The 23,073-nt window shown below is 64.7% G+C and carries 23 protein-coding genes, 1 tRNA gene, 3 pseudogenes and 2 riboswitches; of the genes and pseudogenes, 16 read left to right on the forward strand and 11 right to left on the reverse strand.

Annotation, left to right across the window (positions count from 1 at the left end; translation table 11 throughout):
• Window positions 1–160: 160 nt before the first annotated feature.
• From ACSKB9_RS08070 to ACSKB9_RS08105, 8 genes and pseudogenes are all read left to right on the forward strand, one after another.
• Window positions 161–1,096 carry an acyl-CoA desaturase gene (locus tag ACSKB9_RS08070; protein WP_438072435.1) on the forward strand — a complete coding sequence of 312 codons (936 nt, stop codon included), beginning with the start codon at window positions 161–163 and terminating at the stop codon, window positions 1,094–1,096.
• A gap of 288 nt (window positions 1,097–1,384) precedes the next feature.
• Window positions 1,385–3,005, forward strand: a pseudogene (locus ACSKB9_RS08075) (FAD-dependent monooxygenase).
• A gap of 57 nt (window positions 3,006–3,062) precedes the next feature.
• Window positions 3,063–3,680 carry a PilZ domain-containing protein gene (locus ACSKB9_RS08080; protein WP_028336124.1) on the forward strand — a complete coding sequence of 206 codons (618 nt, stop codon included), beginning with the start codon at window positions 3,063–3,065 and terminating at the stop codon, window positions 3,678–3,680.
• A 332-nt stretch (window positions 3,681–4,012) separates the two neighbouring features.
• A complete protein-coding gene (locus tag ACSKB9_RS08085; protein ID WP_438072436.1) occupies window positions 4,013–4,627 on the forward strand; it encodes a transglutaminase-like cysteine peptidase in 615 nt (204 codons plus the stop codon).
• 495 nt (window positions 4,628–5,122) lie between these two features.
• Window positions 5,123–5,374, forward strand: a complete 252-nt coding sequence (locus ACSKB9_RS08090) for a hypothetical protein (protein WP_438072438.1) — start codon at window positions 5,123–5,125, stop codon at window positions 5,372–5,374.
• Window positions 5,375–5,424: 50 nt separating this feature from the next.
• Window positions 5,425–6,057, forward strand: a complete 633-nt coding sequence (locus ACSKB9_RS08095) for a TetR/AcrR family transcriptional regulator (RefSeq protein ID WP_438072440.1) — start codon at window positions 5,425–5,427, stop codon at window positions 6,055–6,057.
• Between the two features lie 33 nt (window positions 6,058–6,090).
• On the forward strand, window positions 6,091–6,621 hold the full coding sequence (gene fabA / locus ACSKB9_RS08100; RefSeq protein ID WP_438080109.1) for a bifunctional 3-hydroxydecanoyl-ACP dehydratase/trans-2-decenoyl-ACP isomerase: 531 nt from the start codon (window positions 6,091–6,093) through the stop codon (window positions 6,619–6,621).
• Between the two features lie 188 nt (window positions 6,622–6,809).
• On the forward strand, window positions 6,810–7,301 hold the full coding sequence (locus tag ACSKB9_RS08105) for a hypothetical protein (protein ID WP_076830140.1): 492 nt from the start codon (window positions 6,810–6,812) through the stop codon (window positions 7,299–7,301).
• Window positions 7,302–7,758: 457 nt separating this feature from the next.
• Here ACSKB9_RS08105 and ACSKB9_RS08110 read toward each other — a convergent pair whose 3' ends face one another.
• The 3 genes from ACSKB9_RS08110 to ACSKB9_RS08120 all read right to left on the reverse strand — a co-directional run bounded on the left by ACSKB9_RS08110 (window position 7,759) and on the right by ACSKB9_RS08120 (window position 9,247).
• Entirely contained in the window at window positions 7,759–7,908 is a 150-nt protein-coding gene (locus tag ACSKB9_RS08110) for a hypothetical protein (protein WP_156436402.1), read from the reverse strand.
• Between the two features lie 371 nt (window positions 7,909–8,279).
• Window positions 8,280–8,777, reverse strand: a complete 498-nt coding sequence (locus tag ACSKB9_RS08115; RefSeq protein WP_438072442.1) for a hypothetical protein — start codon at window positions 8,775–8,777, stop codon at window positions 8,280–8,282.
• Between the two features lie 155 nt (window positions 8,778–8,932).
• A complete protein-coding gene (locus ACSKB9_RS08120) occupies window positions 8,933–9,247 on the reverse strand; it encodes a hypothetical protein (RefSeq protein ID WP_310881147.1) in 315 nt (104 codons plus the stop codon).
• Between the two features lie 87 nt (window positions 9,248–9,334).
• Between ACSKB9_RS08120 and ACSKB9_RS08125 the strand changes: the two genes are divergently transcribed.
• Window positions 9,335–9,604 (forward strand): hypothetical protein, encoded by a 270-nt coding sequence (locus tag ACSKB9_RS08125; RefSeq protein ID WP_438072444.1) that lies wholly within the window; start codon window positions 9,335–9,337, stop codon window positions 9,602–9,604.
• Window positions 9,605–9,608: 4 nt separating this feature from the next.
• Here the strand turns inward: ACSKB9_RS08125 and ACSKB9_RS08130 are convergent, their stop codons facing one another.
• Window positions 9,609–10,139, reverse strand: a complete 531-nt coding sequence (locus ACSKB9_RS08130; RefSeq protein WP_028336118.1) for a gamma carbonic anhydrase family protein — start codon at window positions 10,137–10,139, stop codon at window positions 9,609–9,611.
• 192 nt (window positions 10,140–10,331) lie between these two features.
• Entirely contained in the window at window positions 10,332–10,661 is a 330-nt protein-coding gene (locus tag ACSKB9_RS08135) for a DUF6949 family protein (protein ID WP_028336117.1), read from the reverse strand.
• Between the two features lie 219 nt (window positions 10,662–10,880).
• Between ACSKB9_RS08135 and ACSKB9_RS08140 the strand changes: the two genes are divergently transcribed.
• Window positions 10,881–11,591: a hypothetical protein gene (locus tag ACSKB9_RS08140; protein WP_438072447.1), complete on the forward strand. Its 711-nt coding sequence runs from the start codon at window positions 10,881–10,883 to the stop codon at window positions 11,589–11,591.
• A gap of 118 nt (window positions 11,592–11,709) precedes the next feature.
• Here the strand turns inward: ACSKB9_RS08140 and ACSKB9_RS08145 are convergent, their stop codons facing one another.
• On the reverse strand, window positions 11,710–11,922 hold the full coding sequence (locus ACSKB9_RS08145; protein ID WP_021077729.1) for a DUF3126 family protein: 213 nt from the start codon (window positions 11,920–11,922) through the stop codon (window positions 11,710–11,712).
• Between the two features lie 193 nt (window positions 11,923–12,115).
• A pseudogene (cysE, locus tag ACSKB9_RS08150) lies at window positions 12,116–12,944 on the reverse strand (serine O-acetyltransferase).
• A 195-nt stretch (window positions 12,945–13,139) separates the two neighbouring features.
• Between cysE and ACSKB9_RS08155 the strand changes: the two are divergent.
• Window positions 13,140–14,645 (forward strand): hypothetical protein, encoded by a 1,506-nt coding sequence (locus tag ACSKB9_RS08155; RefSeq protein WP_438072449.1) that lies wholly within the window; start codon window positions 13,140–13,142, stop codon window positions 14,643–14,645.
• Here the strand turns inward: ACSKB9_RS08155 and ACSKB9_RS08160 are convergent.
• Both ACSKB9_RS08160 and ACSKB9_RS08165 read right to left on the reverse strand, forming a co-directional pair.
• Window positions 14,526–15,271 (reverse strand): annotated as a pseudogene (locus tag ACSKB9_RS08160) (alpha/beta fold hydrolase); the annotation flags it as partial. The gene ACSKB9_RS08155 and the pseudogene ACSKB9_RS08160 overlap by 120 nt on opposite strands.
• A 57-nt stretch (window positions 15,272–15,328) precedes the next feature.
• Window positions 15,329–16,462, reverse strand: coding sequence for a hypothetical protein (locus ACSKB9_RS08165; protein ID WP_438072451.1), 1,134 nt, complete (start codon window positions 16,460–16,462; stop codon window positions 15,329–15,331).
• Between the two features lie 234 nt (window positions 16,463–16,696).
• Here ACSKB9_RS08165 and ACSKB9_RS08170 point away from each other — a divergent pair, with 234 nt between their 5' ends.
• Both ACSKB9_RS08170 and ACSKB9_RS08175 read left to right on the forward strand, forming a co-directional pair.
• A complete protein-coding gene (locus ACSKB9_RS08170; RefSeq protein ID WP_018272338.1) occupies window positions 16,697–16,942 on the forward strand; it encodes a zinc-finger domain-containing protein in 246 nt (81 codons plus the stop codon).
• Window positions 16,943–16,949: 7 nt separating this feature from the next.
• Window positions 16,950–18,152, forward strand: coding sequence for an FAD-dependent monooxygenase (locus tag ACSKB9_RS08175; protein WP_438072453.1), 1,203 nt, complete (start codon window positions 16,950–16,952; stop codon window positions 18,150–18,152).
• 39 nt (window positions 18,153–18,191) lie between these two features.
• On the opposite strand, the gene ACSKB9_RS08180 is transcribed toward ACSKB9_RS08175, so the two are convergent.
• Window positions 18,192–18,626: a twin-arginine translocation pathway signal gene (locus ACSKB9_RS08180; RefSeq protein ID WP_438072455.1), complete on the reverse strand. Its 435-nt coding sequence runs from the start codon at window positions 18,624–18,626 to the stop codon at window positions 18,192–18,194.
• Window positions 18,627–18,850: 224 nt separating this feature from the next.
• On the opposite strand from ACSKB9_RS08180, the gene ACSKB9_RS08185 reads away from it, so the two are divergent.
• Window positions 18,851–18,937, forward strand: a tRNA-Leu gene (locus ACSKB9_RS08185).
• A 168-nt stretch (window positions 18,938–19,105) separates the two neighbouring features.
• Window positions 19,106–19,348: a hypothetical protein gene (locus ACSKB9_RS08190; RefSeq protein ID WP_438072457.1), complete on the forward strand. Its 243-nt coding sequence runs from the start codon at window positions 19,106–19,108 to the stop codon at window positions 19,346–19,348.
• Window positions 19,349–19,701: 353 nt separating this feature from the next.
• On the opposite strand, the gene ACSKB9_RS08195 is transcribed toward ACSKB9_RS08190, so the two are convergent.
• Complete coding sequence (locus ACSKB9_RS08195) at window positions 19,702–21,321, reverse strand: ABC transporter substrate-binding protein (protein ID WP_225160283.1); 1,620 nt, start codon at window positions 21,319–21,321, stop codon at window positions 19,702–19,704.
• A 265-nt stretch (window positions 21,322–21,586) separates the two neighbouring features.
• On the opposite strand from ACSKB9_RS08195, the gene ACSKB9_RS08200 reads away from it, so the two are divergent.
• Window positions 21,587–22,717: a M20/M25/M40 family metallo-hydrolase gene (locus ACSKB9_RS08200; protein WP_438072459.1), complete on the forward strand. Its 1,131-nt coding sequence runs from the start codon at window positions 21,587–21,589 to the stop codon at window positions 22,715–22,717.
• Between the two features lie 91 nt (window positions 22,718–22,808).
• Window positions 22,809–22,915, forward strand: a riboswitch (glycine riboswitch).
• 3 nt (window positions 22,916–22,918) lie between these two features.
• Window positions 22,919–23,033, forward strand: a riboswitch (glycine riboswitch).
• Window positions 23,034–23,073: the final 40 nt, after the last annotated feature.

Here is a 23,073-nt window from a genome sequence, read left to right on the forward strand (position 1 = left end):
TCACCGCGCCGCTTCCGCACACCCCAGGATCCGCCGGGTGCCGCCACCCGGCTGAAGCCGCCGCAGACGCCAATATGGGCTGCGACATGACGGACGTGCGCGGCCGATTGACAGCGACGATCGCTTCACCGCAACCTGCGATGCAACCTCAGGTGACGGAATGAAGCCGCAACCCGGCTCGGAGCGAATCTTCGTGGACGCCAGCACCGATCCGCTGGACGGGCGCGTGCGATGGGCGCCGGCGAAGTCGCTGTGGCTTGGCAGCATGACCGCGGTCGCGATCGTCCTCGGGCCGCTGCTGTTCACGTGGAGCGCGTTCGCATTATTCATCATCACCAGCGCGATCACGCTGTGCTTCGGGCATTCAGTCGGCATGCACCGCCGCCTGATCCATGCGAGCTTCGACTGTCCGCTGTGGCTGGAGCGGCTCTGCGTCTATCTCGGCACGCTGGTCGGGATGGCCGGCCCCTACGGCATGGTGCGGTTGCACGATTTCCGCGACTGGGCGCAGCGCCAGACGGCGTGCCACGACTACTCCTGCCACCGCGCCGGTTTCTGGCGCGACGCGTGGTGGCAACTGCACTGCACGCTGGTGCTGAAACACCCGCCCGAATTCCGGCTCGAACGGCGGCTCGCCGATGACCCCTTCTACGCCTTCGTCGAGCGAACCTGGATGTGGCAGCAATTGCCCTGGGCGATCCTGTTCCTCGCGATCGGCTCGTGGAGCTGGCTGGTCTGGGGCATCTGCGTCCGCGTCGCCGTCTGCGTCACCGGTCACTGGCTGATCGGTCATTACTCGCATCGCAAGGGCGGACAGACCTGGATCATCGAAGGCGTCGCGGCCCAGGGCTACAATGTCGGCATCGCGGGCCTGATCAGCATGGGCGAAAGCTGGCACAACAATCACCACGCCTATCCCGGCTCCGCGAAGCTCGGGCTGCTGCCGGGTCAGATCGACCTCGGCTGGTGGTTGATCAAGGCATTCGAAGCCGCAGGACTCGCGAGCAACATCAAGACGCCGGACAATCTTGCGCCGCGCCCGGGCTCGCGCCGCGTCGACGAACCAGGCAACGCCGATGCGGTCGCCGGGACCTAGCGACAGCGCGTAGGTGGCATAGCCGCCGCGCCCGTTGCAGATCCGTCGCGATGCCGCTATATCGCCCGTGTCGGAAAAGGCAGACTTGGTTTGGTAAGCCCAAGTCCTTTCGAAAACGAAGGTCCTTTCGGATCGAAGTCCTTTCGAGAACGAAAGCTCTGGTCTCCTGCCTCGCGCATGAGATCCCCACGACGAACACCGGACGCCATCCAGGCGCCCATCGTGTTCGTCCGTGTGGTTCTCAACCCGACGAACCGCTCCGGTCGAACACCGACATCGGAGCACTCCATGCACACCAGCCGCCCCCTTCCCCATGATGTCGTGATTGCCGGCGCCGGCCCCGTCGGCTTGATGCTCGCCTGCGAGCTGCGGCTCGCAGGGTGCTCGGTGCTGGTGCTGGAGCAGGCCGCCGATCCGCATTCGCCGCTGAAGCGGCTGCCCTTCGGTATGCGCGGCCTTTCGGCGCCCAGCATCGAGGCGTTCTATCGTCGCGGGATGCTGGATGACATCGCGGCACGACAGCACGCAAGAGATGGCTCGGGCAGCAGCGCATCGAATGGCGCGCATTGGATGCAACAGCCGCGCCGCCCGGCCGGCCATTTTGCCGGCATCCAGTTCTTTCACGATGATCTCGACACGTCGAAGTGGCTGTTTCGTCTGCCGAGCCCGGCAGGCACCAGCATGGCGGTCGAGATGGAGGCGCTCGAAATCCGCCCTCGCCGCGCGCGCAACCGCGATGGGGGTTGAGATCAGGCGCGGCACAGGCGTCGAGGCGTTCGAACAATCGGATGATGGCGTGATCGTTCGCGACGGTGCCGAGACGTTCCACGGACGCTGGCTGGTCGGCTGTGACGGCGGCCGCAGCATGGTGCGCAAGGCCGGCGGCTTTGAATCCGTCGGCACCGATCCCGAGTTCACCGGCTATTCGGTCGAGGTCGATATATCAGATCCGGACAAGCTCCGCACCGGCCGTCACTACACGCCGACGGGCATGTATACCTACGCACGGCCCGGCACGATCGCGATGGTGGAGTTCGACGGCGGCGCCTTCCACCGAACCCGGCCGATCACGCGCGAGCATGTGCAGGCGGTGCTGCGCCGCGTCTCCGGCACAGACGTCACGTTGACGGCGCTCCGGCTTGCCACCACCTGGACCGATCGCACCTGTCAGGCGACGGATTATCGCAAGGGGCGCGTGCTGCTCGCGGGCGATGCCGCGCATATTCATTCTCCGCTCGGCGGCCAGGGGCTCAATCTCGGGCTTGGCGATGCGATGAACCTCGGCTGGAAGCTCGCGGCCACGATCCGCGGCGACGCACCGGTGGACCTGCTCGACAGCTACTCGCGTGAGCGGCATCCGGTGGGCGCGCAGGTGCTGGACTGGTCGCGCGCCCAGGTCGCGCTGATGCGGCCAAGCCGCAGTTCGCGCGCGCTCGAAGCCATCATCCGCGACCTGATCGCGACATCAGACGGCGCGACCTACTTTGCCGAGCGCGTGTGGGGCGTTTCGCTGCGCTACGATCTTGGCGGCAACCATCCGCTGGTGGGCCGCAGCGCGCCCGACTTCGAGCTCGCCTGTGGCACGAAACTCGGCGAGCTGCTCAGGAACGGGCGCGGCCTGCTGCTGGACTTTGATCGGCGCGCGCCCCTGCAAACGCTTGCCGATCGCTGGCATGGGCGGATCGGCTATGTCGCAAGCGACGCGCGGGATCGGCTGGGCCTTAATGCCGTGCTCGTACGCCCCGACGGCTTCGTCGCATGGGCCGCCGACACCGCCCCCCACCTCGATGAAGCCGCTCAGGTCATGTCGCGGTGGTTCGGCGAACCTGATGCGCGGCCCTGCCCCTTCCACTCACACTTCTCTTGCACCGTGTGCGGGTTCCCCGCCTCAACCGTAACGCCCCGTTAACCCTATCAGCCGTAGGGTCGTCGGGGCTCCGAATGGACGGTGGCCGGGTTTGTCGTGATGTCGTTTGCACAGAAGAAAACTACCGTCGTCCCCGTAGCCGAGGAGCGGCGGCGCTTCCAGCGCGTCAAGGTGCACCTGCTCGGCCGCTACATGCTGCCCGACCGGCGCGAGTTTCCCTGCCAGATTATCAACATGTCGCCGGGCGGCCTCGCTTTGCTGGCGCCGGGCATCGGCAATGTCGGCGACCGTGTGATCGCCTATCTCGACCATATCGGCCGGGTCGAAGGACGCATCACCCGCATCATCGACAACGGCTTTGCGATGACGATCGGCGCCACTGCGCGCAAGCGCGACAAGCTCGCCGCGCAGCTGACCTGGCTCGCCAACCGCGACATCCTCAATCTGCCCGAGGATCGCCGCCACGACCGTATCGTGCCGCGCAACCCGATCGCCCTGCTGACCCAGGAAGACGGTACGCGGATGACCTGCCGCATCATCGACCTTTCCTTGTCCGGTGCTGCGATTGCCGCCGAGAATCGCCCGCCGCTGAAATCGCTGGTGATGCTCGGGCGGGTACAGGCCCGTGTGGTGCGAAATCTCGAGGAAGGCTTCGCGCTCGAGTTCGTTCACGAGCAATCGGCGGAAACGCTCGAAGAGAGCGTTACCGCGAGGTAAAGCGAAAAAGCGCTCAAGACCCCTGTTTGGCCCGCGAAGGCGGCCACCGGTGCATCGGTGGCCGCCTTCCGCGCGTTTGGCCCGGTGAAAATCGGCGGTTAACGGCCCCAGCGTTTGGCGCAACAAACCGCGCTGGCGCAGCGCTTGCCGCGTTAATGCATAAAATTTGAATCAATTGCAGTTGTTTCAAATTTTACGCGAATTCGATTCAAGTACAGTTCGAATTCGCCGCAGCTTTTACCAGTATTCGCGTCAAATCTACTTTGCGTACTTAGCGGCGGCGCAAAAGCTTTGTGCGAAACGTGGTCCCAACAAGAAGAACGGGGGCCACGATGTTTGGGTTCAGGGGACAGGGGAAAGGTTTGGCGGTTGCCGCCATCCTGTTTGCGGCGTGCGTGTCGGCCAAGGCCGGCGACCCGGTCTACGCCAGCCTGGGTGACGTTGCGCGTTCGCCGATCGGCTGGGTCGAATTCTGTGCCGACAATCCGGGCGAATGCCGCGGCGGCGCGACGCAACCACGCGACATCGTGTTGTCGCAGACCGCTTGGCGGGACCTCGTACGGGTCAACAAGTGGGTCAACGAATCCATCAAGCCGATGACCGACATGGATCATTGGGGCGTGATCGAGAAATGGTCGTTGCCATCCGACGGTTACGGCGACTGCGAGGACTACGTGCTCCTGAAGCGCAAGATGCTGATGGACGCCGGCTGGCCCCGCGAGGCGCTGTTGATCACGGTGGTCCGCGACAAGAAGGGCGAAGGCCACGCAGTGCTGACGGTGAAGACCGACAAGGGCGAGTTCGTGCTCGATAACCAGAACGAGAGCATCGTCGCCTGGACCGACACTGGCTACCGCTTCGTCAAGCGGCAGTCGCAGGGCGATCCCAATGTGTGGGTCTCGCTCGGTGACAACCGCCCGGCAGTTGCAACGGCAAGCTCGCGCTGAGCAGAACAGGAAATTTCGAGTTCGCGACCCGGTCACATCCCCACCCCTCCCCGTCCCAGACCGGTTCGCGCGCGGCCACCCTTCCCCCAAAGGGTGGCCGCACCTTTTTTGAGCGGCGCGATCGACGCCTAGTGTGCTGAATGCGAAGTTCGTGCGATTTCGCGGCAGCCACTTTCACGAACTTCGCATTCATAAAGCACACTAAAATCATAAGTTTGCTAGTGTCCTTATCGAATCCGAAGTTCGCTCCGAAGGTGCGGCAAATGATGCGAACTTCGGATTCGGGACACTAGAAGAACCGATCGAGAAACGCCGCGGTCTCGTCTGAGATGCCGACGATCTTGTTGGTGGCCTGGCGATAGAACTTGAAATTCAGCTCGGTCTCGGGCCGGCCATCGCCCCAATCCTCGCAGCGCTTGAGCTGGTCGCGGCCGAGCAGCCGCGCCGCGGATGCGGTGCGTCTGACCGTGATGCTGACGCGCGGCGTCCTGCCTGATGACGCCGACCTTGCGCGGTGTCGCGTCCGCCGACGCGACGATCGCGCGGGCGATCAGGCCGCTGCCGCCCTCGTTCTCGCTCGCGAATACGAACACGACATCGTCGGCCGCGATGTGCTTCCCGCCATACATGGTCTTCTGCGCGGTGAAGGTGAACACCTTCGCCCGCGGATTTCGGATCTCGGTCTTGATCGCAAACGCCATCGCCTTCCTTCGCCGGCTCGCTTTGCCATCCGTGTCGGCGGCTTGACATCCTGGCATCGGCGATGTTGAATTGAATTCAATTCAGCGAATGGGCCCATGATGGACGCGGCGAGCCTCGGGACACGGGAACGATTGCTCTCGGCAGCGCAGGCCGAGCTTATCGAGGGCCATGGGCACCTCGAGATGCAGGCCGTCGCACGGCGGGCGCAGGTCTCGGTCGGGCTCGCCTACCACCACTTCGGATCGAAGGCCGGCCTGATCGCCGCCGTGGTCGAAGGCTTCTATGAACAGCTTGATGCGGCGGCATTCGGCGGTGCCAAGCTGTCCGCCACGGACTGGGCTGACCGAGAAAGGGCGCGGATCGGCGCCTATGTCGCCTTTCACTATGATCACCCGTTTGCGCCCCTCGTGATCGGACCGCTCAGCCGCGCGCCCGAGGTGCTCGATGTCGAGACCGCCTTCACCGGCCGGCAGCTTGCAGCCGGCGCCCGCATGCTCGAGGCGGCCCAGCGCGACGGGATCGTGCCCGGTGGCATCGACGCTCACCTCACCATCGCGCTGATGATCGGCGGCATCCGCCAGGCGCTGATCGGCGCGCTCATGAGCGAAAGACGGCCGGATCCGGCAACGCTGACCGGCGACATCTGGGCCTTCATGGCCGCCGCGCTGCGCTTACCCGCCAAACCCCTGTCCGCGCGGCCAGGAGCCACGCGGCGCAGCCGCAGCTAAGCTTCAGCCAGAATCCCAACATCGATGGCCATCTTGTTCAATCCGCACGATTTTCACGCACCGCAATCGTCCTACAGCAAGCACGATCTGCTGCGCTCGAGCGAGGGCGGCTATTTCGGCCCGGGCAATGCGCAGCTGCCGGCACCGCCGATGCTGATGATGGACCGCATCACCGAGATCAGCCTGGACGGCGGCGCGTTCGGCAAGGGCCACGTCGCCGGCGAACTCGAGATTGCACCTAGCCACTGGTTCTTCGCCTGTCACTTTGCCGCCGACCCCGTGATGCCCGGATGCCTCGGCCTCGACGCCATGTGGCAGATCATCGGCTTCTGGCTCGGCTGGTCGGGCTCGCCGGGCAAGGGCCGCGCGCTCGGGGTCGGCGAGGTCAAGTTCAGGGGGCACATCACGCCGGATGCCAGGCTGGTGCGCTATGAGGTCGACATACGCCAGGCCAGGCGCGGCCGGCTGGTGCTGGGCATCGCCGACGGCCGGGTGCTCGCCGACGGCGCTTGCGTCTATCTGGCAAGGGACATGCGGGTCGGCCTGATCGCGCCCAGAGGCTGAATTCGGGGAGGTTGAGTTCGGGTCGGCCAGAGGCCGATCGTGCCTCGAGCAGGCCGGGCAGCACGGCCGAAAACTAACATATGATACAAATTTCGCTGCTGCCGCAGTGGTCTACACACCCCCGGTTTTGCCCGCGCCGGGGTTTGTGCTATTTCGAACCTTTCAATTGATGTCCGGTTGTTGGTCGCATGGTCGAACTTGCCCCCCGGAATTCACAAGCCAGCAGCCTGATTGGCGTGCAGCCGATTGCGATCGGCGCCGTGGCGCTGGTGCTCGTGCTGTTCGGGATCGGCTCGATCGCGCTGTGGCGCGCCTACACCGGCAACGTGCCGGAGACCGACCGCATGGTCGCCGCGCGGCAGTTGCAGGCGCGGACCGCGCAGGTCTCCGAGGCCCTGGTGGAAAAGACCAAGGGCATGGAGGCGACCCAGCAGGAATCGATCGACCAGCTGCAGGAGGTGCAGGACCAGCTGCAGACCATGCGCAAGCAGCTCGCCTTGCAGGCGGCCGATGCGAAGAGGCTCTCCGACCAGGTCGCCGCGCTGACCGAACAGGTCGAGGGTTTGCGCCAGTCGCTGGCGAGTGCGCAGGCCAACGAGCCGGCCGCCGAGCCCGCGCCCCGCAAGCGCTCGAAGGCCACCCGTAGCGCCAACCGGAAGCGCCACAGGTCGCGCGGTTGACGCCCCCGCAGACCCCGCCCACCCAGGTGCCCAGCCATAAAAATGCGCCAAATCCCGAGCAAGATCATCATCTAACGGGAACTTTCGCGCTCGAGGGCTGCCGGCGGCGGCCGATCATGAGTGCCCGTTACCGTGAATTAATCCTGACTTTGTGAACTGGTTCACATATTGGCCTTCGAATCCGAGTCATCTTCGAATGACCGGATGGCGTGAGCCGATTTCAATATCCGGGGCTGGCAAGGTCGTTGACGGTATACTACGTCGACGGCCTTGTTTTTTGGGGTCCTTGAATCCCGCTCGCGACCGCCCGGCAGGAAAGCTCCAGCTCGAGATCCCGAAGGCGGCCCTCGCCGCGCGAAAGACGCAGACCGCCTGAAGAAACACGGCGTGCTCGGCTGACGACTCTGTATGCGCAGCATCACCGCGGCCAAAGCCGCGGCGAACGGAATTGCCGCCCCTATTCGGTGCGATCGCGCAAGACGCGACCACCTCGCAGTCGCAGCCGCGCAAGCTTCGGCTCGAGCTCGCGCAGCATGTAGATCAGCGCAACGGCAAGGCTCGCAACAACCACCATGAGCAGCAATGTCAGGTCAGGAATGGTCAGCATCTCTGATGTCCTCTGGGCCCGGCTTCAATCGCGGCCGGGCCATCTGTTTTCGCGGCGCGCTCACGCACGGACTTCTGCAAGGCGGTGCAAGCTGCATACCAGTGTCCCGAATCCGAAGTTCGCATCATTTGCCGCACCTTCGGAGCGAACTTCGGATTTGATAAAGACACTAGCAAACTTATAATTCTAGTGTGCTTTATGAATGCGAAGTTCGTGAAAGTGGTTGCCGCGAAATCGCACGAACTTCGCATTCAGCACACTAGTGCGCGACAGAGAACGCGGCGGCCGGGCATCGAAACGCCGGCCGCGCCGATCATTGCAAGACCATCAGCATGGCGAGCGAATGGACCGGCCATGCGCGAGCGAATGGCTCAATTGCAAACCTGCACCGGCCGAACGCGCCAGCCATACGGTGTCATCACGCCGCGGCGAACGACGTAACAGCCGCCGTAACCGTAGCCGTAGCCATCGTCGTAGCCGTAGCCGGCGTAGTATGGATTGCCGTAGTAGCCGTCATAGCCCAGCCCGAAGCCGACCGCAGCCGCCGCGAGCGGATAGCCCCAGCCGCCGCCCCAGCCGCGCCGATAGTAGCCACCGTTCCAGCCGCCACCACGCCAGCCTCCGCCGTGCCAGCCGCGGCCGGCCCAACCGCCGCTGCCGATCGCAGCCGACCGGAAGCCACCGCCTCCGCCCATCGCCCGGAATGCAGCGCCGCCGCCGTGGAAGCCGCCAAATCCGCCACCGCCGCGGAAGCCGCCGCCACCATGAAAGCCGCCGCCACCGAAGCCACCGCGTGCCGACGCAGCATCGACGGTGAACAGACCGACCGAGGCCGTCGCCAGCAAGGCAATCATCGTTTTACGCAACATCACCCGTTACTCCTTTTTTCAAAGGCTTTGTTTTCAAGCCTCCTCCGCCGCGTCCTGCGTATGCTAGCTCAATCTAGGACCGCGGCTTCTACCGCGCGCCTATGTCGCGCTCACATCTGCGCGACCCGCGTTCATCGAAGCACGGCCGTCAGAAGTTAACAGCCGCGGCAGATGCCTTTCGTACGGCGCTCGACTTTTTCGTTCTCGTCGGCGATGGCCTTGTCGACGCTCTCGGTCGTCGTTGCCGATCCGGTGGTAACGCCTCTACCGGTATTGGGGCCGCCGGAGGATTGCGCGGTCCCGGCGCTGTTGGTCCCGGCCGGCGGTGAAGTGGCTTGCGGCGATGTCGGGCTGGCTGACGAAGGGCTGCCGGTCCCGGCACCGGTCCCGGTACCTTGGGCGACGGTAACCGCGGGCGTCAGCACAATCGCGATTGTCGCGAGCGCGGTGGTGACAGATAATTTGCGCATGGCAATTCTCCCTTGCGGACGTCGACGAGTCCGCAAAACGCCGGTTCCGACAGGCGTTGGAGCAATACAGTTTGGGAGCAATGCAATTTGCGCAAGCTGATCGAGTTTGACGACGACACTTTCGACAAGCTGAAGCAGCTCGGGCGCGACCGGATGGCGACCTTGCAGGAGCTCGCCGACGAAGCTTTCGCCGACCTGCTCAAGAAGTACGGCATTCCGATCGACCTGAAGGATGCGCTGCGCAAGAGCGCAAGACTTCAGGAGGCAACAAGACTACAGGCAACGAGACCGCAAGACGCAGCGAAGCCTCGCACCACGGCAGCAAACGCCGCGCGCAAGCGCGGCCGCAAGCGCTGAGGCTTCAGCCGATCTTCTTCAGTCCCGCTTTGTATTGCGGACCCCTGATGGCGTAGGACTTCGCCGGCCGCGACAACGCCTCGGCCTGCGCAGCGTCAAGCGTACGCACCACGCGGGCGGGCGCGCCGATGATGAGGGAATTTTCCGGAAACTCCTTGCCCTCGGTGATGACGGAGCCGGCACCGACCACGCTGCCGCGCCGGATCCGCGCGCCGTTCATCACGATCGATCCCATCCCGATCAGCACGCCGTCTTCCAGCGTGCAGCCGTGCACGATCGCATTGTGCCCGATGGTGACGTTGTTGCCGATGCTGAGGGGAAAACCGGGATCGACGTGCAGGGTGGAATTGTCCTGGACGTTGGAGCCCTCGCCGATCTCGATCCACTCATTGTCGCCGCGCAGCACGGCGCCGAACCAGACGCTCGCGGCGGACTTGAGGCGGACCTTGCCGATCACCACGGCATTGTCGGCGATGAAATAGCTGCCGTCGGCGGGAAGATCGGGCGCCTGCCCGTCGAGTTCGTAGATCGCCATTGAGGTCTCCCTGGAGCGTTTTCGAGCGAAGTGGACACCGGTTCGCGTGAAGAAAACGCGTCGAAACGAAAATCCAGAGCTTCGGTTTCTGATTCAATCAGAACCGAAGCCCTGATCGCAGGAGACCTTGGCACGACGGCCGACATGGTTTCAAGCAAGCGCGACCGTGATCGGCCGCGGATCATGATCGGATCAGGCCAGCACGCCCGCAGCGCGCAGCGTCATCACGAAGAAGGTGCCCGACATCAGGCTCCAGAAGCCGGAGATGACGGTTGCCATCATCACGAATTCGAAGCGGCGGCGCTCGATGCGCGCCCCGCGCAGCGTGTTGCGCATGATGATGAACGGTGCGGCGAAGACGAGGAACGGGACCGCGGCGAAGGTCTTCGGCGCCGCGCCCTCCTGCAGCAGACCGAAACCGGCCGGGCGCTCCGCCATCGCCTGGTAACCGTTGGCCAGCGCGCCCGCGAGCGCGAAACCGATCAAGAGCGAGAACAGGGAATTCAAGGTATCGGGCGACATCGGAACTTCCGCTACGCAACAGGCCACCCGCCCTGCTTCGCAGAATTGGCAGCCTGCCGCCACATCATCCTTAAGGAAAGGTTAACCGGACACATCAGGCGCGGCGTTTGCGCATGGCCATTCGGTCCCGGATTCCATTGGAATCGTACGGAAATTCCCCGCTACGTGGCATATTCGGCAGATGATTCGGCCACTCCCGACCTGATCTCAGCCTCGCTCATGACGCTTCTCTCGACCGCCCAACATCTCGCCCGCGACACCCGCCGCAACCCGCGCGCGCATCTCGTTCCGATCATCGCCTCGGCGGTGATCGCGGCGGGCGCGGTCGCGCTTGTCGCCTATCTGCTGTGGCCGACCTACACGACCATCCCGCCGAGCGATCCGTGGCGGCTGCCGGTGAGCGTCGGCGGCACGCTGTTCAACGTGCCGACGATGGCGGTGCGCATGAAGATCCAGCGCCACTCCGGGCCGCAGGAGCGCGTCGATTTGAGCTTCCTCTATCCGTCGCTGGACGCGCCCGCCGCGCCGAAGCACTACAGCGCCGATACGGTCGATGACAAGGTGCAGCCGATCGACAGGATCTTCGTATCGATCGCGGCGCACCACGATTCACTCGCGCCGGACATGCGCCTGCGCACGATCTATCCGCGCTATCTCGACGAGCGCGCAAACATTGATGACGGCCTGACGGCGCGCGCGTTCCGCGACGGCACGCCCTATGGCGGCGAGGACCTGTTCACCGCGAGCGAGCCGCAGCTGACCGCGCGCTGCACGCGCGATACCTCGACGCCCGGCATGTGCCTGAGTGAGCGGCGCATCGACGGCGCCGACCTGATCTTTCGCTTTCCGCGCAGCTGGCTCGCGCAGTGGCGCGACATCGCCACCGCGATGAACCGTCTCTCCGCGCAGATGCACAGCGCGAGGGGATGACACTGTCATTGCAAGCGGAGCGACGTGTCCGCGAAGGATGGTCGCTCCAGCGCAAAATCACTCTGCAATTTTGTCGCGAGTTCGTCGCAACGACGTGCGAAGGCGAGGCTGTTCCGCCTTACTCGGCCAGATCCTCTTCCAGGATCGCCATCTGGAACTGGAACGAGCGATCGTCGTCCTCGTCGTCGACGAACAGCACGCCGATGAACTCCTCGCCGATATAGACCTCGGCCGAGTCGTCCTTCTTGGGCCGCGGCACCACGCGGATCTTGGGATTGCTGAACACGCGTTTGAGATACGCGTCGAGCTTCCTGACTTCCTGAACGTCCACGGCCGTCTCCAATCGGGTCGATGATTTTCGGGGGAGTTTTAGGACGAGACGGCAAAGATCGCCAGAGCCTTTTCAGGCTTTGGCGACGTGATGTTGCGCACACGACTCTCGTTTTGTGCTTTGTGGCGTTTTCTTCACGCGAACCGGCGCCCACTTCGCGCAGGAACGCGCCGCGATCAGAAAGCGAGTGAAATCAAAGCCCGATCGCGCCGAGCATCTGGTCCATGGTGCGCGACGGCTCGGCACAGCCGGCCTCGCCGACGATTTTCGCCGGCACGCCCGCGACCGTGACGTTGTGCGGCACCGGCTTGACCACGACCGAGCCGGCCGCGATGCGCGCGCAATGACCGATCTCGATATTGCCGAGGATCTTGGCGCCGGCGCCGATCAGCACGCCGTGGCGGATCTTCGGATGGCGATCCTCATTCTCCTTGCCGGTACCGCCGAGCGTGACGCCATGCAGGATCGAGACATCGTCCTCGATGACCGCCGTCTCGCCGCAGACGAAACCGGTGGCATGATCGAGGAAGATGCCGCGGCCGATCCTCGCGGCCGGGTTGATGTCGGTCTGGAACACGGCCGAGGAGCGGCTCTGCAGGTAGAAGGCAAAATCCTTGCGGCCCTTCTGATACAGCCAGTGCGCGAGACGATGGGTCTGCAGCGCGTGAAAGCCCTTGAAGTAGAGCAAGGGATCGATGAAGCGCGAGGTCGCCGGATCGCGGTCATAGACGGCGACGAGGTCGGCGCGGAAGGCGTTGCCGATATCGGGCGCATCGCGCAAGGCCTCGCCATAGGTCTGGCGGATCAAATCGCCCGACAGCGCGGCGTGATCGAGCCGCTCGGCAATGCGATGGACTACCGAAATCTTCCAGCCGTTCATGATGCAGCACGGTCGCATAGATGAAGGATGCGAGTTCCGGCTCGCGCCGCAGGATGTCCTCCGCTTCGCCGCGGATTCGATCCCAGATCGGATCGAGCGCCGCAAGCTTGCCTCCCTGCGGATTGACCTGATGAACTGCCATAGCTGCTCTCGCAATTCGGTTGTTCTGATGTGCGTTATAGCACGATGGACCCAGCGCGTCCCGGGATGGCTCAGTACGGTAAACCCCAGCCGAACACCCCGGGCCGGCGTCTAGGGGAATTGGTCGGGATTTTGCCGAAATCAAGCCGTGCTTCTGCAACTATTGGCGGATTTCGTCCCCCGTGTGGTTTTGGGCATGGTCGGCCCCAATAAAGGGGGAAACATCATCAATACCCGCAGTTTAGGTGCCCGCCTGACCGACGCACGGTCGGTCTGGATCGCGACCATTGCCATCCCCCTCCTGCTGCTCGCCCCTGCCTTCTGGAACGGCTATCCGCTGCTCCAATGGGATACCGGCGGCTATTTGGCGCGCTGGTATGAGGGCTACCTGGTGCCGAGCCGGTCCACGGTATTCGGCATCTACCTCCATGTCGGCGAGACGTCGGACTTCTGGCTCAACCTCGGCATCCAGACCCTGGCGACGCTGTGGATCCTGCAGCTGACGCTGCGCGTGCTCGGCCTCGCCCGGCCGGTCCGGCTGATCGCGATCAGCCTCGCGCTGATCGCAACCACCGCCTTGCCCTGGCTGGCCAGCATGCTGCTGACCGACATCTTCGCCGGCCTTTCGGTGCTCGCACTCTTCATCCTCGTCCTGCACGGCGAACGGATCTCGACGCTGGAGAAGGCGGTGCTGTTCGCCTTCATCGCGTTTTCGGCCGCCACGCACAGCGCGACGCTGGCGGTGCTGCTCGGCCTGTGCTGCGTCGGCTGGATGTTGCGTCCGTGGCTCGGCCGGCGCATCCCGGTCGCGGGCCTGGTGCAAGGCAGCCTGACCACCGTTGCCGGCGCGGCGATGCTGCTGGCGGCGAACTTTGCGCTGTCCGGACAGCTGGCCTGGACGCCCGGCGGCTATGGCGTCGCCTTCGGCCGCATGCTGCAGGATGGCATCGTCGCGCAGTATCTGCACGATCATTGCGCGACGGAGAAGCTCAAGCTCTGCCCCTATCGCAACGAGTTGCCGCCGACCGCCGACGACTTCCTGTGGGGCCACAGCATGTTCAACACGCTCGGCCGCTTCAAGGGACTGAATGACGAGATGGGCACCATCGTGCTGCGCTCGCTGGCCGAATATCCGGAATGGCAGGCCAGGGCGGCGCTGGCCGCAACCGCCGACCAGCTCATGCACGTCGCGACCGGTGAAGGCACCAATGGCTGGATCCCGCATACCTACGGCATCATCGAGCGCTACATTCCCAAACAGGTCCGGCCGATGCGCGCGGCGCGGCAGCAACGCTGGCATCTCGACTTCACCGCGATCAACCGCATCCACGTGCCGGTCGCGCTGGGCTCGATGCTCCTGGTCGTCATCCTGTTCGGCCGCGGCCTGTGGCAGCGGCGGCTCGACGATCTGACGCTGCTGGCGGGCACGGTCACGCTCGCCCTGCTCGGCAATGCCTTTGTCTGCGGCGTGATCTCGGGACCGCACGACCGCTACGGCGCGCGCATGGTGTGGGTCGCGACCTTCGTGGTGTTGATCGCGGCCGCGCGCGCCTTCGCCAGGGATGAAGCCGACGATCTATTTTCGCCGCGACAGGAAGTCGATAACTCCGGTCTTGTAGACCTTGTCGCCGACCGCCCGCATGTGATCGCGGTTCGGAATGTCGAGCACCTCCGAACCCGGAATGATCCGGCCGAGCGCTGACGCCGAGCCCGCGATCTCGTCCTTGCTGCCGACCGCGATCAGAACCGGCACGCGGATGCCGGCCGCCTCCTCGCGCGTCATCAGGCGGCGCGAGCCGCGCAGGCAGGCGGCGAGCGCGCGGCGGTCGGAGCGGGTCTGATCGGCAAAGGCGCGGAAGGTACGGCCGACCGGGTCGGTGACATCGTCGAGCGACGGCGCCTCCAGCGCCAGCGCGACCGCCTCGCCGGGGCCGCCGCCCTCGATCAGTCCGATGCCGATCCCGCCAAGGATCGCCGAGCGCACCCGATCGGAATCTCTCGCGCCAGGATCGCGGTCATCCGCGAGCCCAGCGAATAGCCCATGATGTCGGCGCGCGCGATTCCGAGATGGTCCATCAGCGCAATCACGTCGCCGGCCATGGTCGCGATCTCGTACTGCGCGGCATCGTAGAGCTTGGCGGATTCGCCGTGGCCACGATTATCGAGCGCGATCACCCGACGGCCGGCCTTGACGAGATCGGACACCCAGGTCGGGTAGATCCAGTTGACGTTCTTGCTCGAGGCAAAGCCGTGCACCAGCACGATCGGTTCGCCCGCGCCTTCGTCGATAAAGGCAATTTGAACATCGCCGTGATGGAAACTCGGCATCATCCATTCCGTTTGTTCTTGGGATTTGCGATTGGCGATCGACCGGCGACCGCAAGCCTAACCCTGGGCGGGCATACTCGCCAAGGTAGCCTGAGCGGCCATCTGCCGCTTCAGGCGCAGCACCTTGCTTCGTCTGAGCCACCCGGCGGTGGCCCGTTCGGTGGTGGCCTTGATCGACGACAGGAAGCCGAACAGCGCCAGCAGCGCGCCGAACAGCCACATGGTGAGATTGAATGCGCCGGCCGCCAGCAGCAGCGCGCCGCGGCCGAGCAGCTTCAGGATCGCGCGGGTCTGGCCGCCCTTCACCTCGGCGATCCGCGCCGCCCGCGCGATCTCCTTCGGGTTCTCGGCGACCTTCAGCGTATCCCGCGCAGCGCGAACCCCGGCCGCCTCGCCGATGCGCCCGACGTCCTTGGCGACGCGCACCAGCGCGCCCGCCTTCTCGGCTCGGAAGGCCGCGCGGATCGCGGTTGCGGTTTGCACCGGCCGCAGCACCGAGCCGGATGCGACCGCCTCGCGCAGCGCCGGCTGATCGACGACCTCGCGGGTCGAGCGTCCGGCCCATTCGATCATCCCCTCGCTCAGCCGCCCGGCCTTACGCGTATCCTTGACCAGCGTCAGCCCGGCGCGCAGCGGCCCGGCACCACCGACCGACACATAGGTGGCCGCGGTCACCGCGAGCCCGGCGGCCGCGAGGCCGAGCACCAGCTGGTCGGTGTCCTCGCCCATCACGAGGTGCTTGCCCTCGCGCACGACGTCCCTGACATCACCGAACACGAACAGGTCGCCGGCGACCGTGCCGGACAGGCTTGCGACATCGTCGGCATTGCCGGTCACCAGGCCGGTGGCGAAGCCCTTGGCGAAATGCATGGTGGATGATTGCTCGGCGCGCGCGTCATCGACGCGCTTGGTGAGGTCATCACTGAGCGCGATGGTCTTCTCGCCGGCGAGTTCGACAAAGCTGGCCGCAAGGTCGGCATCTCCGGAGGCCAGCGCCGCCTCGATATTGTCCGAGATCAACGCCGGGTTGTTGCGCAGCACGGAATTGAGCCTGATGTCGGCGAGCGCAGCGGGATCGTCCCGCGCCGCCAGCACGGTGCCGGCGTCACGGGCGTGCGGCCAGATCGCCGCGCCCACGGCAGCACTTGCCGCCACGCCGACCACCGCCAAGCTGACGCGCACCCGATTCATTCCGATAAAACCTCTAGTTTTATTCGCCTTGGAGATAGTGTGCCGTTTTTGCGACACAACGGCTCCGACCAAAGGAGGGCTTCTCTGGGACGACAAGATTGTGTCGAATTTGCATGAGCAAATGAGCCATCGGGGCTCTAGGAATCAACTGTTCCCGCCAGTATGGTGCGCGGCATTTCGCGATGCCGCATGCTGTTGATTGCGTCTGCCCATCGTTGCCATCAAGGTGAGAATATGTCCGACCACGTCGTCCCGCACTTCCATAACGATGCCGGTGTCTCGGTGATCGAAATCGGATCGCAGGAGTTCATGTGCGTCGGCGCCAACCCGCCGTTCGACCATCCGCACGTGTTCCTCGACCTCGGCAATGACAACGAGATTATCTGCCCGTACTGCTCGACGCTTTATCGCTTCGCATCCGACCTCGCGGCCGGCGAAGCGCGACCGCCGGAATGCGTGCTGAAAGACAAGGTCGCCTGACCGCTCCGTGGCGCTGACGCGAACCGTCATCGTTGCAGGCGCCGGGATCGGAGGACTGACGGCGTCGCTGACACTGGCGGCACAGGGCTTTCGCGTCGTCGTGCTGGAGAAGGCCGAACGGCTCGAGGAAGCCGGCGCCGGCATCCAGCTCTCTCCCAATGCCAGCCGCATCCTGGTCGAGCTCGGGCTCAAGGAACCGCTTGCGCGGCGCGCGGTCACGCCTGAATCCGTCAACATCCTGAGCGCGCGGGCCGGTGGCGAGATCGCACGGATGCCGCTTGGCCAGGCCGCCGAGTTCCGCGCCGGCGCACCCTATTGGGTGATCCACCGCGCCGATTTGCAGGCCGCGCTGCAGGCCGCCGCGAGCGACCATCCCGATATCGATCTGCGGCTCGGCTGCCAGTTCGAGGATGTGACCAAGCATGCGCGAGGCCTCACCGTCGTGCAACGCCGCGGCAATTCACGGCAGGAGGAATTGGCCGTCGCGCTGATCGGCGCCGACGGCATCTGGTCGTCGGTGCGCGGGCATTTGTTTCCGGATGTACAGCCGCAATTCTCCGGCCTGATCGCCTGGCGCGGCACGCTGGACGCCACCGCCCTGCCGCGTGAATACACCGCACCGCGTGTGCAGCTCTGGATGGGACCGGACGCGCATCTCGTCGCCTATCCCATCTCGGCCGGACGCCAGATCAACGTGGTCGCGATCGTATCGGGCACCTGGAACCGGCCGGGCTGGAGCGAGCCCGGCGACATCAACGAGATCAAGGGTGCATTCGCCACCGCGCGCTGGCCCGCGACGGCGCGGATGCTGATCGGCGCGGTCGACGGCTGGCGCAAATGGGCGCTGTTCACCCTGCCCGACATCGGCCGCTGGAGCGAAGGCGCGGTGACGCTGCTCGGCGATGCCGCGCATGCGATGCTGCCGTTCGCCGCACAAGGCGCCGGCATGGCGATCGAGGATGCGGCCGTGCTCGCCAAGGCCTTGAGCGACAGCACCGGGGAAAACACCGCGGGCATTCCCGCCGCGTTGAAGCGCTACGCACGGGTGCGGCGCGGGCGCGTGCTGAAAGTGCAGCGCCTGGCGCGACAGCAGGGCCGCATCTATCATTTGCGCGGGCCGGCGGCGATCGCGCGCGATCTGGCGATCCGCGCCATCGGTCCGGAGCGCATGCTGGCGCGGCAGCACTGGATCTACGACTGGCGCGCCTGAAGTCGGCCAATCACGACCAACTCGTCCGGAAACGCAGCCTTAGTGGACGAGGCCCCGTGGCGCGCGCGGGCCCTTCGCCGCCGGCGTCGGGGCAGCGGGTGCAGCGGCCGCAGGCGTGTCCGGCGTGCTTTCATGGCACCTGCCTTTGCGCCAGGCCTCATCCGCCAGCTTCTGCTGGGAGTGGATCGAGATCAGCTCGTTGCGATAGACCATCTCGGAGACGACAGTACCGCCGACGCCGGTCTCCGCCTTGGCCATCAATTTTTCCTGATCCGCCGCGCGGGTCTTGAGATTGCTGCGCTCGTTCTCGAGCTGCTTGCAATCATAAAGCTCGTACTTGGCGGGATCGGCGAATGCCGACGGCACGGTGTCGCCGATCTGCGCGCAGCCGGAAACGCCCGCGGCCGAGGCGAGCAGCGCGATGACGGCCGCCGCGCGCGACAGCATCAGGCGGCGTGGGAAACGAACGGACATTCAGCTTTCTTAACCGGACAGTGTTGAGATTGCCTAAAGCAGCCACCGGTGTCCGGATTGAGGCTCAATCGCGGCGGCGCGCTGCTTATCCCAATGCTCGGCCGCCGAGGCAAATGGAATTGCGGGCCGCCGCTTAAGCCTTTGAAAGCTCACCTGTTAGCACCGGATAATGACAATTCCACTCGGCGCCCAAACGCGCTAGAAATCGGCGCGCCTGGCGCAACGCGGACGTGGCGGAACTGGTAGACGCAAGGGACTTAAAATCCCTCGATGGCAACGTCGTGTGGGTTCGAGTCCCACCGCCCGCACCAACCTTCGCATGCCACGCGCACCCGAGCGGGCCAGCGTCGTGTTTTCCGGCTGTGGCGCAGTTCACACACCGCGGTCGCTGTCTGTCGTAGTCTTGCCCGCATTGGAAATTCCGGCCGCGCATTTTCGCGGCTGTTGCATTTCGAAATCAATTTTGGTCGGAGGCGGCGATGGAGATTGCAAACTGCAATCGGATTGCGAAGGGCAATCGGATTGCCAGCGAAACGGCGCGCGATCATGGTGCCTTTACTCTCCAGCATGGCGACGATGCGGCTCATTGCAGCAACGGGCTCGATGCACAGAAATTCCGCGACGCTGCGCCCGACGACCGCGCGATCTATCGGCGATGGATCCGCGGCGCGATCATGGTGTACGGACTGCTCGCGTTTGCCGCTGGAGCGGCGTCTGGATGAGCGGAACCGGCATCGGACCGACGCAGCTCACGAGCCTGTCGAGCCCGAGCAGCATGAGACCAGATCACGGCGATTAGCGGTCGCCGGTTCGGAACCCGTGCACTGCGTATTCGTTGTCATGCCGCAATTGGAGCATGACGATGCCGAACGACGATCCATCCGCGCAGCGCGCAACCGACCAACCCGATCAGCGCAAGGAGCGCCCCTCCCCGCCGCAGCACGCACCACAAGGCGGACCACCGCTCAGCGACGGATTGGAGCAGCTCCGCGACAGCCACACCTGACACGCGACAGCGCGAAAAGAAAATGGCCGGGACAAGTCCCGGCCATTTGTTTTGCGTCAAGCCGCAAGCTTACTCGGACTTGTCGATATTCCAGAAGATCGGCGTCGCCGGGCCGTCGAGCACACCGGTCAGCGACTTCCGCCACGCGCTCGGAATGGTGTACTGGCCGAGCGGAACGTAGATCACCTGATCGTAGGCCTCGGTCTGGATTTCCGTGGCGATCTTCTTCTTTTCCTCAGCCGAGCCGGCGCGTGCGAACTTGTCACGCAGCTCCTCGATCTTCGGGTCTTCGGCCCAGCCGAACCAGCCGCCATTCTTGCCGCGACCGGTGATCGACGCGTTGACGATCGGATCGGAGACGTCGGCCGCGACCCAGTTGGTGAAGAACATGTTCCAGCCGCCTTCCTTCGGCGGCTTCTGGCTGGCGCGGCGGGTCACCACGGTCTGCCAGTCGGTGGCCTGCAGGTCGACCTTGAAGCCGGCCTCGCGCAACTGCTGCGCGGCCACGACCGGCTGGGCCTTCAACGTCGTGACGTCGCCCGGCGCCATGATCACCACGGGGGTGCCGTCATAGCCGGATGCGGCAAGCGCCTTCTTGGCTTCCGCCAGGCCGTTGCCCTTCACTAGCGTTTCGGCCCCGACGTCGGTCTCGAGCGGCGTGCCGCAGACGAAGAAGGCGCCGCAGATCCTCTGGTACTTGGCGTTGCCGACCAGCGCGTCGAGCACGTCCTTCTGGTTCATCGCCAGGAACGCAGCCCGGCGCACCTTCGGGTTGTCGAACGGCGGATAGAGGAAGTTCATGCGTCCGAGGGTCTGGAAGCCGAACTTGTTCAGGACGTCGATCTTGAGATCCGGATTGGCTTCGAGCACCGGCAGCATGTCGAACGGAAGGTTCTCCATGAAATCGATGTCGCCGGATTGCAACGCGTTCACCGCGGTCTGCGCATCGGCCATCGTGACCCACTCGACGCGGTCGACCTTGACGACCTTGCCGCCCGCGGTCCAGCTCGCCGGCTCCTTGCGCGGTACGTAGTCCTTGTTCTTCTCATAGACCGCCTTCACGCCCGGCTGGAATTCCGCCTGCACGAATTTGAACGGTCCGGAGCCGATCTGTTCCGGGATCGGCTTGTCCGGCGGCGTCTCGGCCAGACGCTTCGGCATCATGAACGGCACGCGCGATGACGGCTTGCCGATCGATTCCAGCACGAGGCCGTAGGGTTCCTTCAGCTTCAGCGTGATGGTCTTGGCGTCGGTCGCCTCCAGGCTCGCGACGAAGTCCATCAGCTTCTGGCCCATGCCGTCGACCTTGCCCCAACGCTGCAGCGAGGCGACGCAGTCTTCCGCGGTGACCGGCGCGCCGTCGTGCCACTTCAGACCGTCGCGCAGCGTGAACGTGTAGGTCAGCTTGTCGTCGGAAACCTTCCAGTCCGCCATCTGCGGCTGGATCTTGAAATTGGAATCCGTCGCCAGCAGCGTGTCATAGATCATGTAGCCATGATCGCGGGTGATGTAGGCCGTGGTCATGATCGGATCGATGACGCGCAGATCCGAGTGCATCACCGCGGTGATGGTCTTGCCCGCGGCCATCGCCTGCGGCGCGAATGACAATTCCTGTGGCGCGAACGACAGCGCGAGCGCCGTCAACGCGGCCGCTAGCGTGCGGTGTTTCCAACGCGAGATAGGGAACATGCAATCTCTCCTGACGTGTAACTGGTCAAAGCCGGCTTATTCGTTATGCATGTGGTTCGTTATTTAGGCGAACTAACATGCTGTATGGCTTGTGAAATCGAGACTTGCACCAAGCGCCAAGCGCGTCAATCGGTTTCAGGTCGCATCGGACGTACACAAACGAATGAGGCCGCGCGCCAGATTTTGGCTTTACAAAATCGTCGGCTGAGATTTTCGTAACGCGCGCGCGATGCCGGCGCCGTCAGAACAACAAGAGAGAACAACGATGAACCCCGCCAATCTCCCCTTTGATTCCGAAACGATGCTGCAAGGCCTGCGCAGCTGGGTGGAATGCGAAAGCCCGACCTGGGACGCCGCCGCGGTCGAACGCATGCTCGATCTCGCCGCCCGCGAGATGGCGATCATGGGTGCGACGATCGAGCGCATCGCCGGACGCCAGGGCTTCGCGGGCTGCGTCCGCGCCCGTTTCCCCCATCCGAAACCAGGCCAGCCCGGCATCCTGATCGCCGGCCATCTGGACACCGTTCACCCCGTCGGCACCATCGAGAAGCTGACGTGGCGGCGCGAAGGCAACAAGTGCTTCGGGCCGGGCATCTTCGACATGAAGGGCGGCAACTACCTGTCGATCGAGGCGCTCAGGCAATTGGCGCGCGCCTCCTTCACGACCCCGCTGCCGATCACCGTGCTGTTCACCCCCGACGAAGAGGTCGGCACGCCGTCGACGCGCGACATCATCGAGGCGGAAGCCGCGCGCAACAAGTACGTGCTGGTGCCGGAGCCCGGCCGTCCGAACAACGGCGTCGTCACCGGCCGCTATGCGATCGCGCGCTTCAATCTGGAAGCCACCGGCAAGCCCAGCCATGCCGGCGCGACGCTGTCTTCCGGCCGCTCCGCGATCCGCGAGATGGCGCGGCAGATCATCGCCATCGACGGCATGACCACCGAGGACTGCACCTTCTCGGTCGGCATCGTGCATGGCGGCCAGTGGGTCAATTGCGTCGCGACGACCTGCACCGGCGAAGCGCTCAGCATGGCCAAGCGCCAGGCCGATCTCGACCGCGGCGTCGAGCGCATGCTGGCACTGTCGGGCACCGCCAACGACGTGACCTTCAAGGTGACGCGCGGCGTCACTCGCCCGGTGTGGGAGCCCGATGCCGGCACCATGGCGCTCTATGAAAAGGCAAAAGGCCTTGCGGCAGCGATGGGTCTCGATCTGCCGCATGGCAGCGCCGGCGGCGGCTCGGACGGCAACTTCACCGGCGCGATGGGCATCCCCACGCTCGACGGCCTCGGCGTTCGCGGCGCCGATGCACATACGCTCAACGAGCACATCGAGGTCGACAGCCTCGCCGAACGCGGCCGCCTGATGGCGGCGCTGCTGGCAACGCTGGACTGACATCGATTGCACTGCACAACACGTTGGCACTGCCGGATCGAAATTTAGCCTTGTCCATTTTTAAGGCTTCGCCTACGGTCCGGCCGTCCAACGCGACGATGCGGGAGAGATCGAAGCGACAACATTCGTGTTGTTGCCTTCGGCGCCGACGGAGCAACCGCCCCGGAAACTCTCAGGCAAAAGGACTGTATCGTCAGGACGATCTGGAGAGAGACGAACATGGCCGCACATCAAGGGCCATGACGTCCACCGAAGGGGATAGTTCGCTTCTGGCCCCGGCCCGATGCGGATCAAGCTCTCAGGTACCGTGACAGATGGGGCGCCGATGCCGGTTTCACCGGTGGTTCGGCGACTCT

Origin of the sequence: Bradyrhizobium sp. BR 1433, from assembly GCF_051547665.1 — a bacterium.
Lineage (GTDB): Bacteria > Pseudomonadota > Alphaproteobacteria > Rhizobiales > Xanthobacteraceae > Bradyrhizobium > Bradyrhizobium australafricanum.

Bases quoted from the DNA above. Each gene is read 5' to 3' on its own strand.
- ACSKB9_RS08190 (WP_438072457.1), top strand. From the start codon at position 19,106: ATGGAGATTGCAAACTGCAATCGGATTGCGAAGGGCAATCGGATTGCC.
- ACSKB9_RS08115 (WP_438072442.1), bottom strand. From the start codon at position 8,777: ATGTTGCGTAAAACGATGATTGCCTTGCTGGCGACGGCCTCGGTCGGT.
- ACSKB9_RS08130 (WP_028336118.1), bottom strand. From the start codon at position 10,139: ATGGCGATCTACGAACTCGACGGGCAGGCGCCCGATCTTCCCGCCGAC.
- ACSKB9_RS08085 (WP_438072436.1), top strand. From the start codon at position 4,013: ATGTTTGGGTTCAGGGGACAGGGGAAAGGTTTGGCGGTTGCCGCCATC.
- ACSKB9_RS08120 (WP_310881147.1), bottom strand. From the start codon at position 9,247: ATGCGCAAATTATCTGTCACCACCGCGCTCGCGACAATCGCGATTGTG.
- ACSKB9_RS08090 (WP_438072438.1), top strand. From the start codon at position 5,123: ATGACGCCGACCTTGCGCGGTGTCGCGTCCGCCGACGCGACGATCGCG.
- ACSKB9_RS08140 (WP_438072447.1), top strand. From the start codon at position 10,881: ATGACGCTTCTCTCGACCGCCCAACATCTCGCCCGCGACACCCGCCGC.
- ACSKB9_RS08135 (WP_028336117.1), bottom strand. From the start codon at position 10,661: ATGTCGCCCGATACCTTGAATTCCCTGTTCTCGCTCTTGATCGGTTTC.
- ACSKB9_RS08070 (WP_438072435.1), top strand. From the start codon at position 161: ATGAAGCCGCAACCCGGCTCGGAGCGAATCTTCGTGGACGCCAGCACC.
- ACSKB9_RS08155 (WP_438072449.1), top strand. From the start codon at position 13,140: ATGGTCGGCCCCAATAAAGGGGGAAACATCATCAATACCCGCAGTTTA.
- ACSKB9_RS08095 (WP_438072440.1), top strand. From the start codon at position 5,425: ATGATGGACGCGGCGAGCCTCGGGACACGGGAACGATTGCTCTCGGCA.
- ACSKB9_RS08180 (WP_438072455.1), bottom strand. From the start codon at position 18,626: ATGTCCGTTCGTTTCCCACGCCGCCTGATGCTGTCGCGCGCGGCGGCC.
- ACSKB9_RS08105 (WP_076830140.1), top strand. From the start codon at position 6,810: ATGGTCGAACTTGCCCCCCGGAATTCACAAGCCAGCAGCCTGATTGGC.
- ACSKB9_RS08195 (WP_225160283.1), bottom strand. From the start codon at position 21,321: ATGTTCCCTATCTCGCGTTGGAAACACCGCACGCTAGCGGCCGCGTTG.
- ACSKB9_RS08110 (WP_156436402.1), bottom strand. From the start codon at position 7,908: ATGCTGACCATTCCTGACCTGACATTGCTGCTCATGGTGGTTGTTGCG.
- ACSKB9_RS08165 (WP_438072451.1), bottom strand. From the start codon at position 16,462: ATGAATCGGGTGCGCGTCAGCTTGGCGGTGGTCGGCGTGGCGGCAAGT.
- ACSKB9_RS08080 (WP_028336124.1), top strand. From the start codon at position 3,063: ATGTCGTTTGCACAGAAGAAAACTACCGTCGTCCCCGTAGCCGAGGAG.
- ACSKB9_RS08200 (WP_438072459.1), top strand. From the start codon at position 21,587: ATGAACCCCGCCAATCTCCCCTTTGATTCCGAAACGATGCTGCAAGGC.
- ACSKB9_RS08170 (WP_018272338.1), top strand. From the start codon at position 16,697: ATGTCCGACCACGTCGTCCCGCACTTCCATAACGATGCCGGTGTCTCG.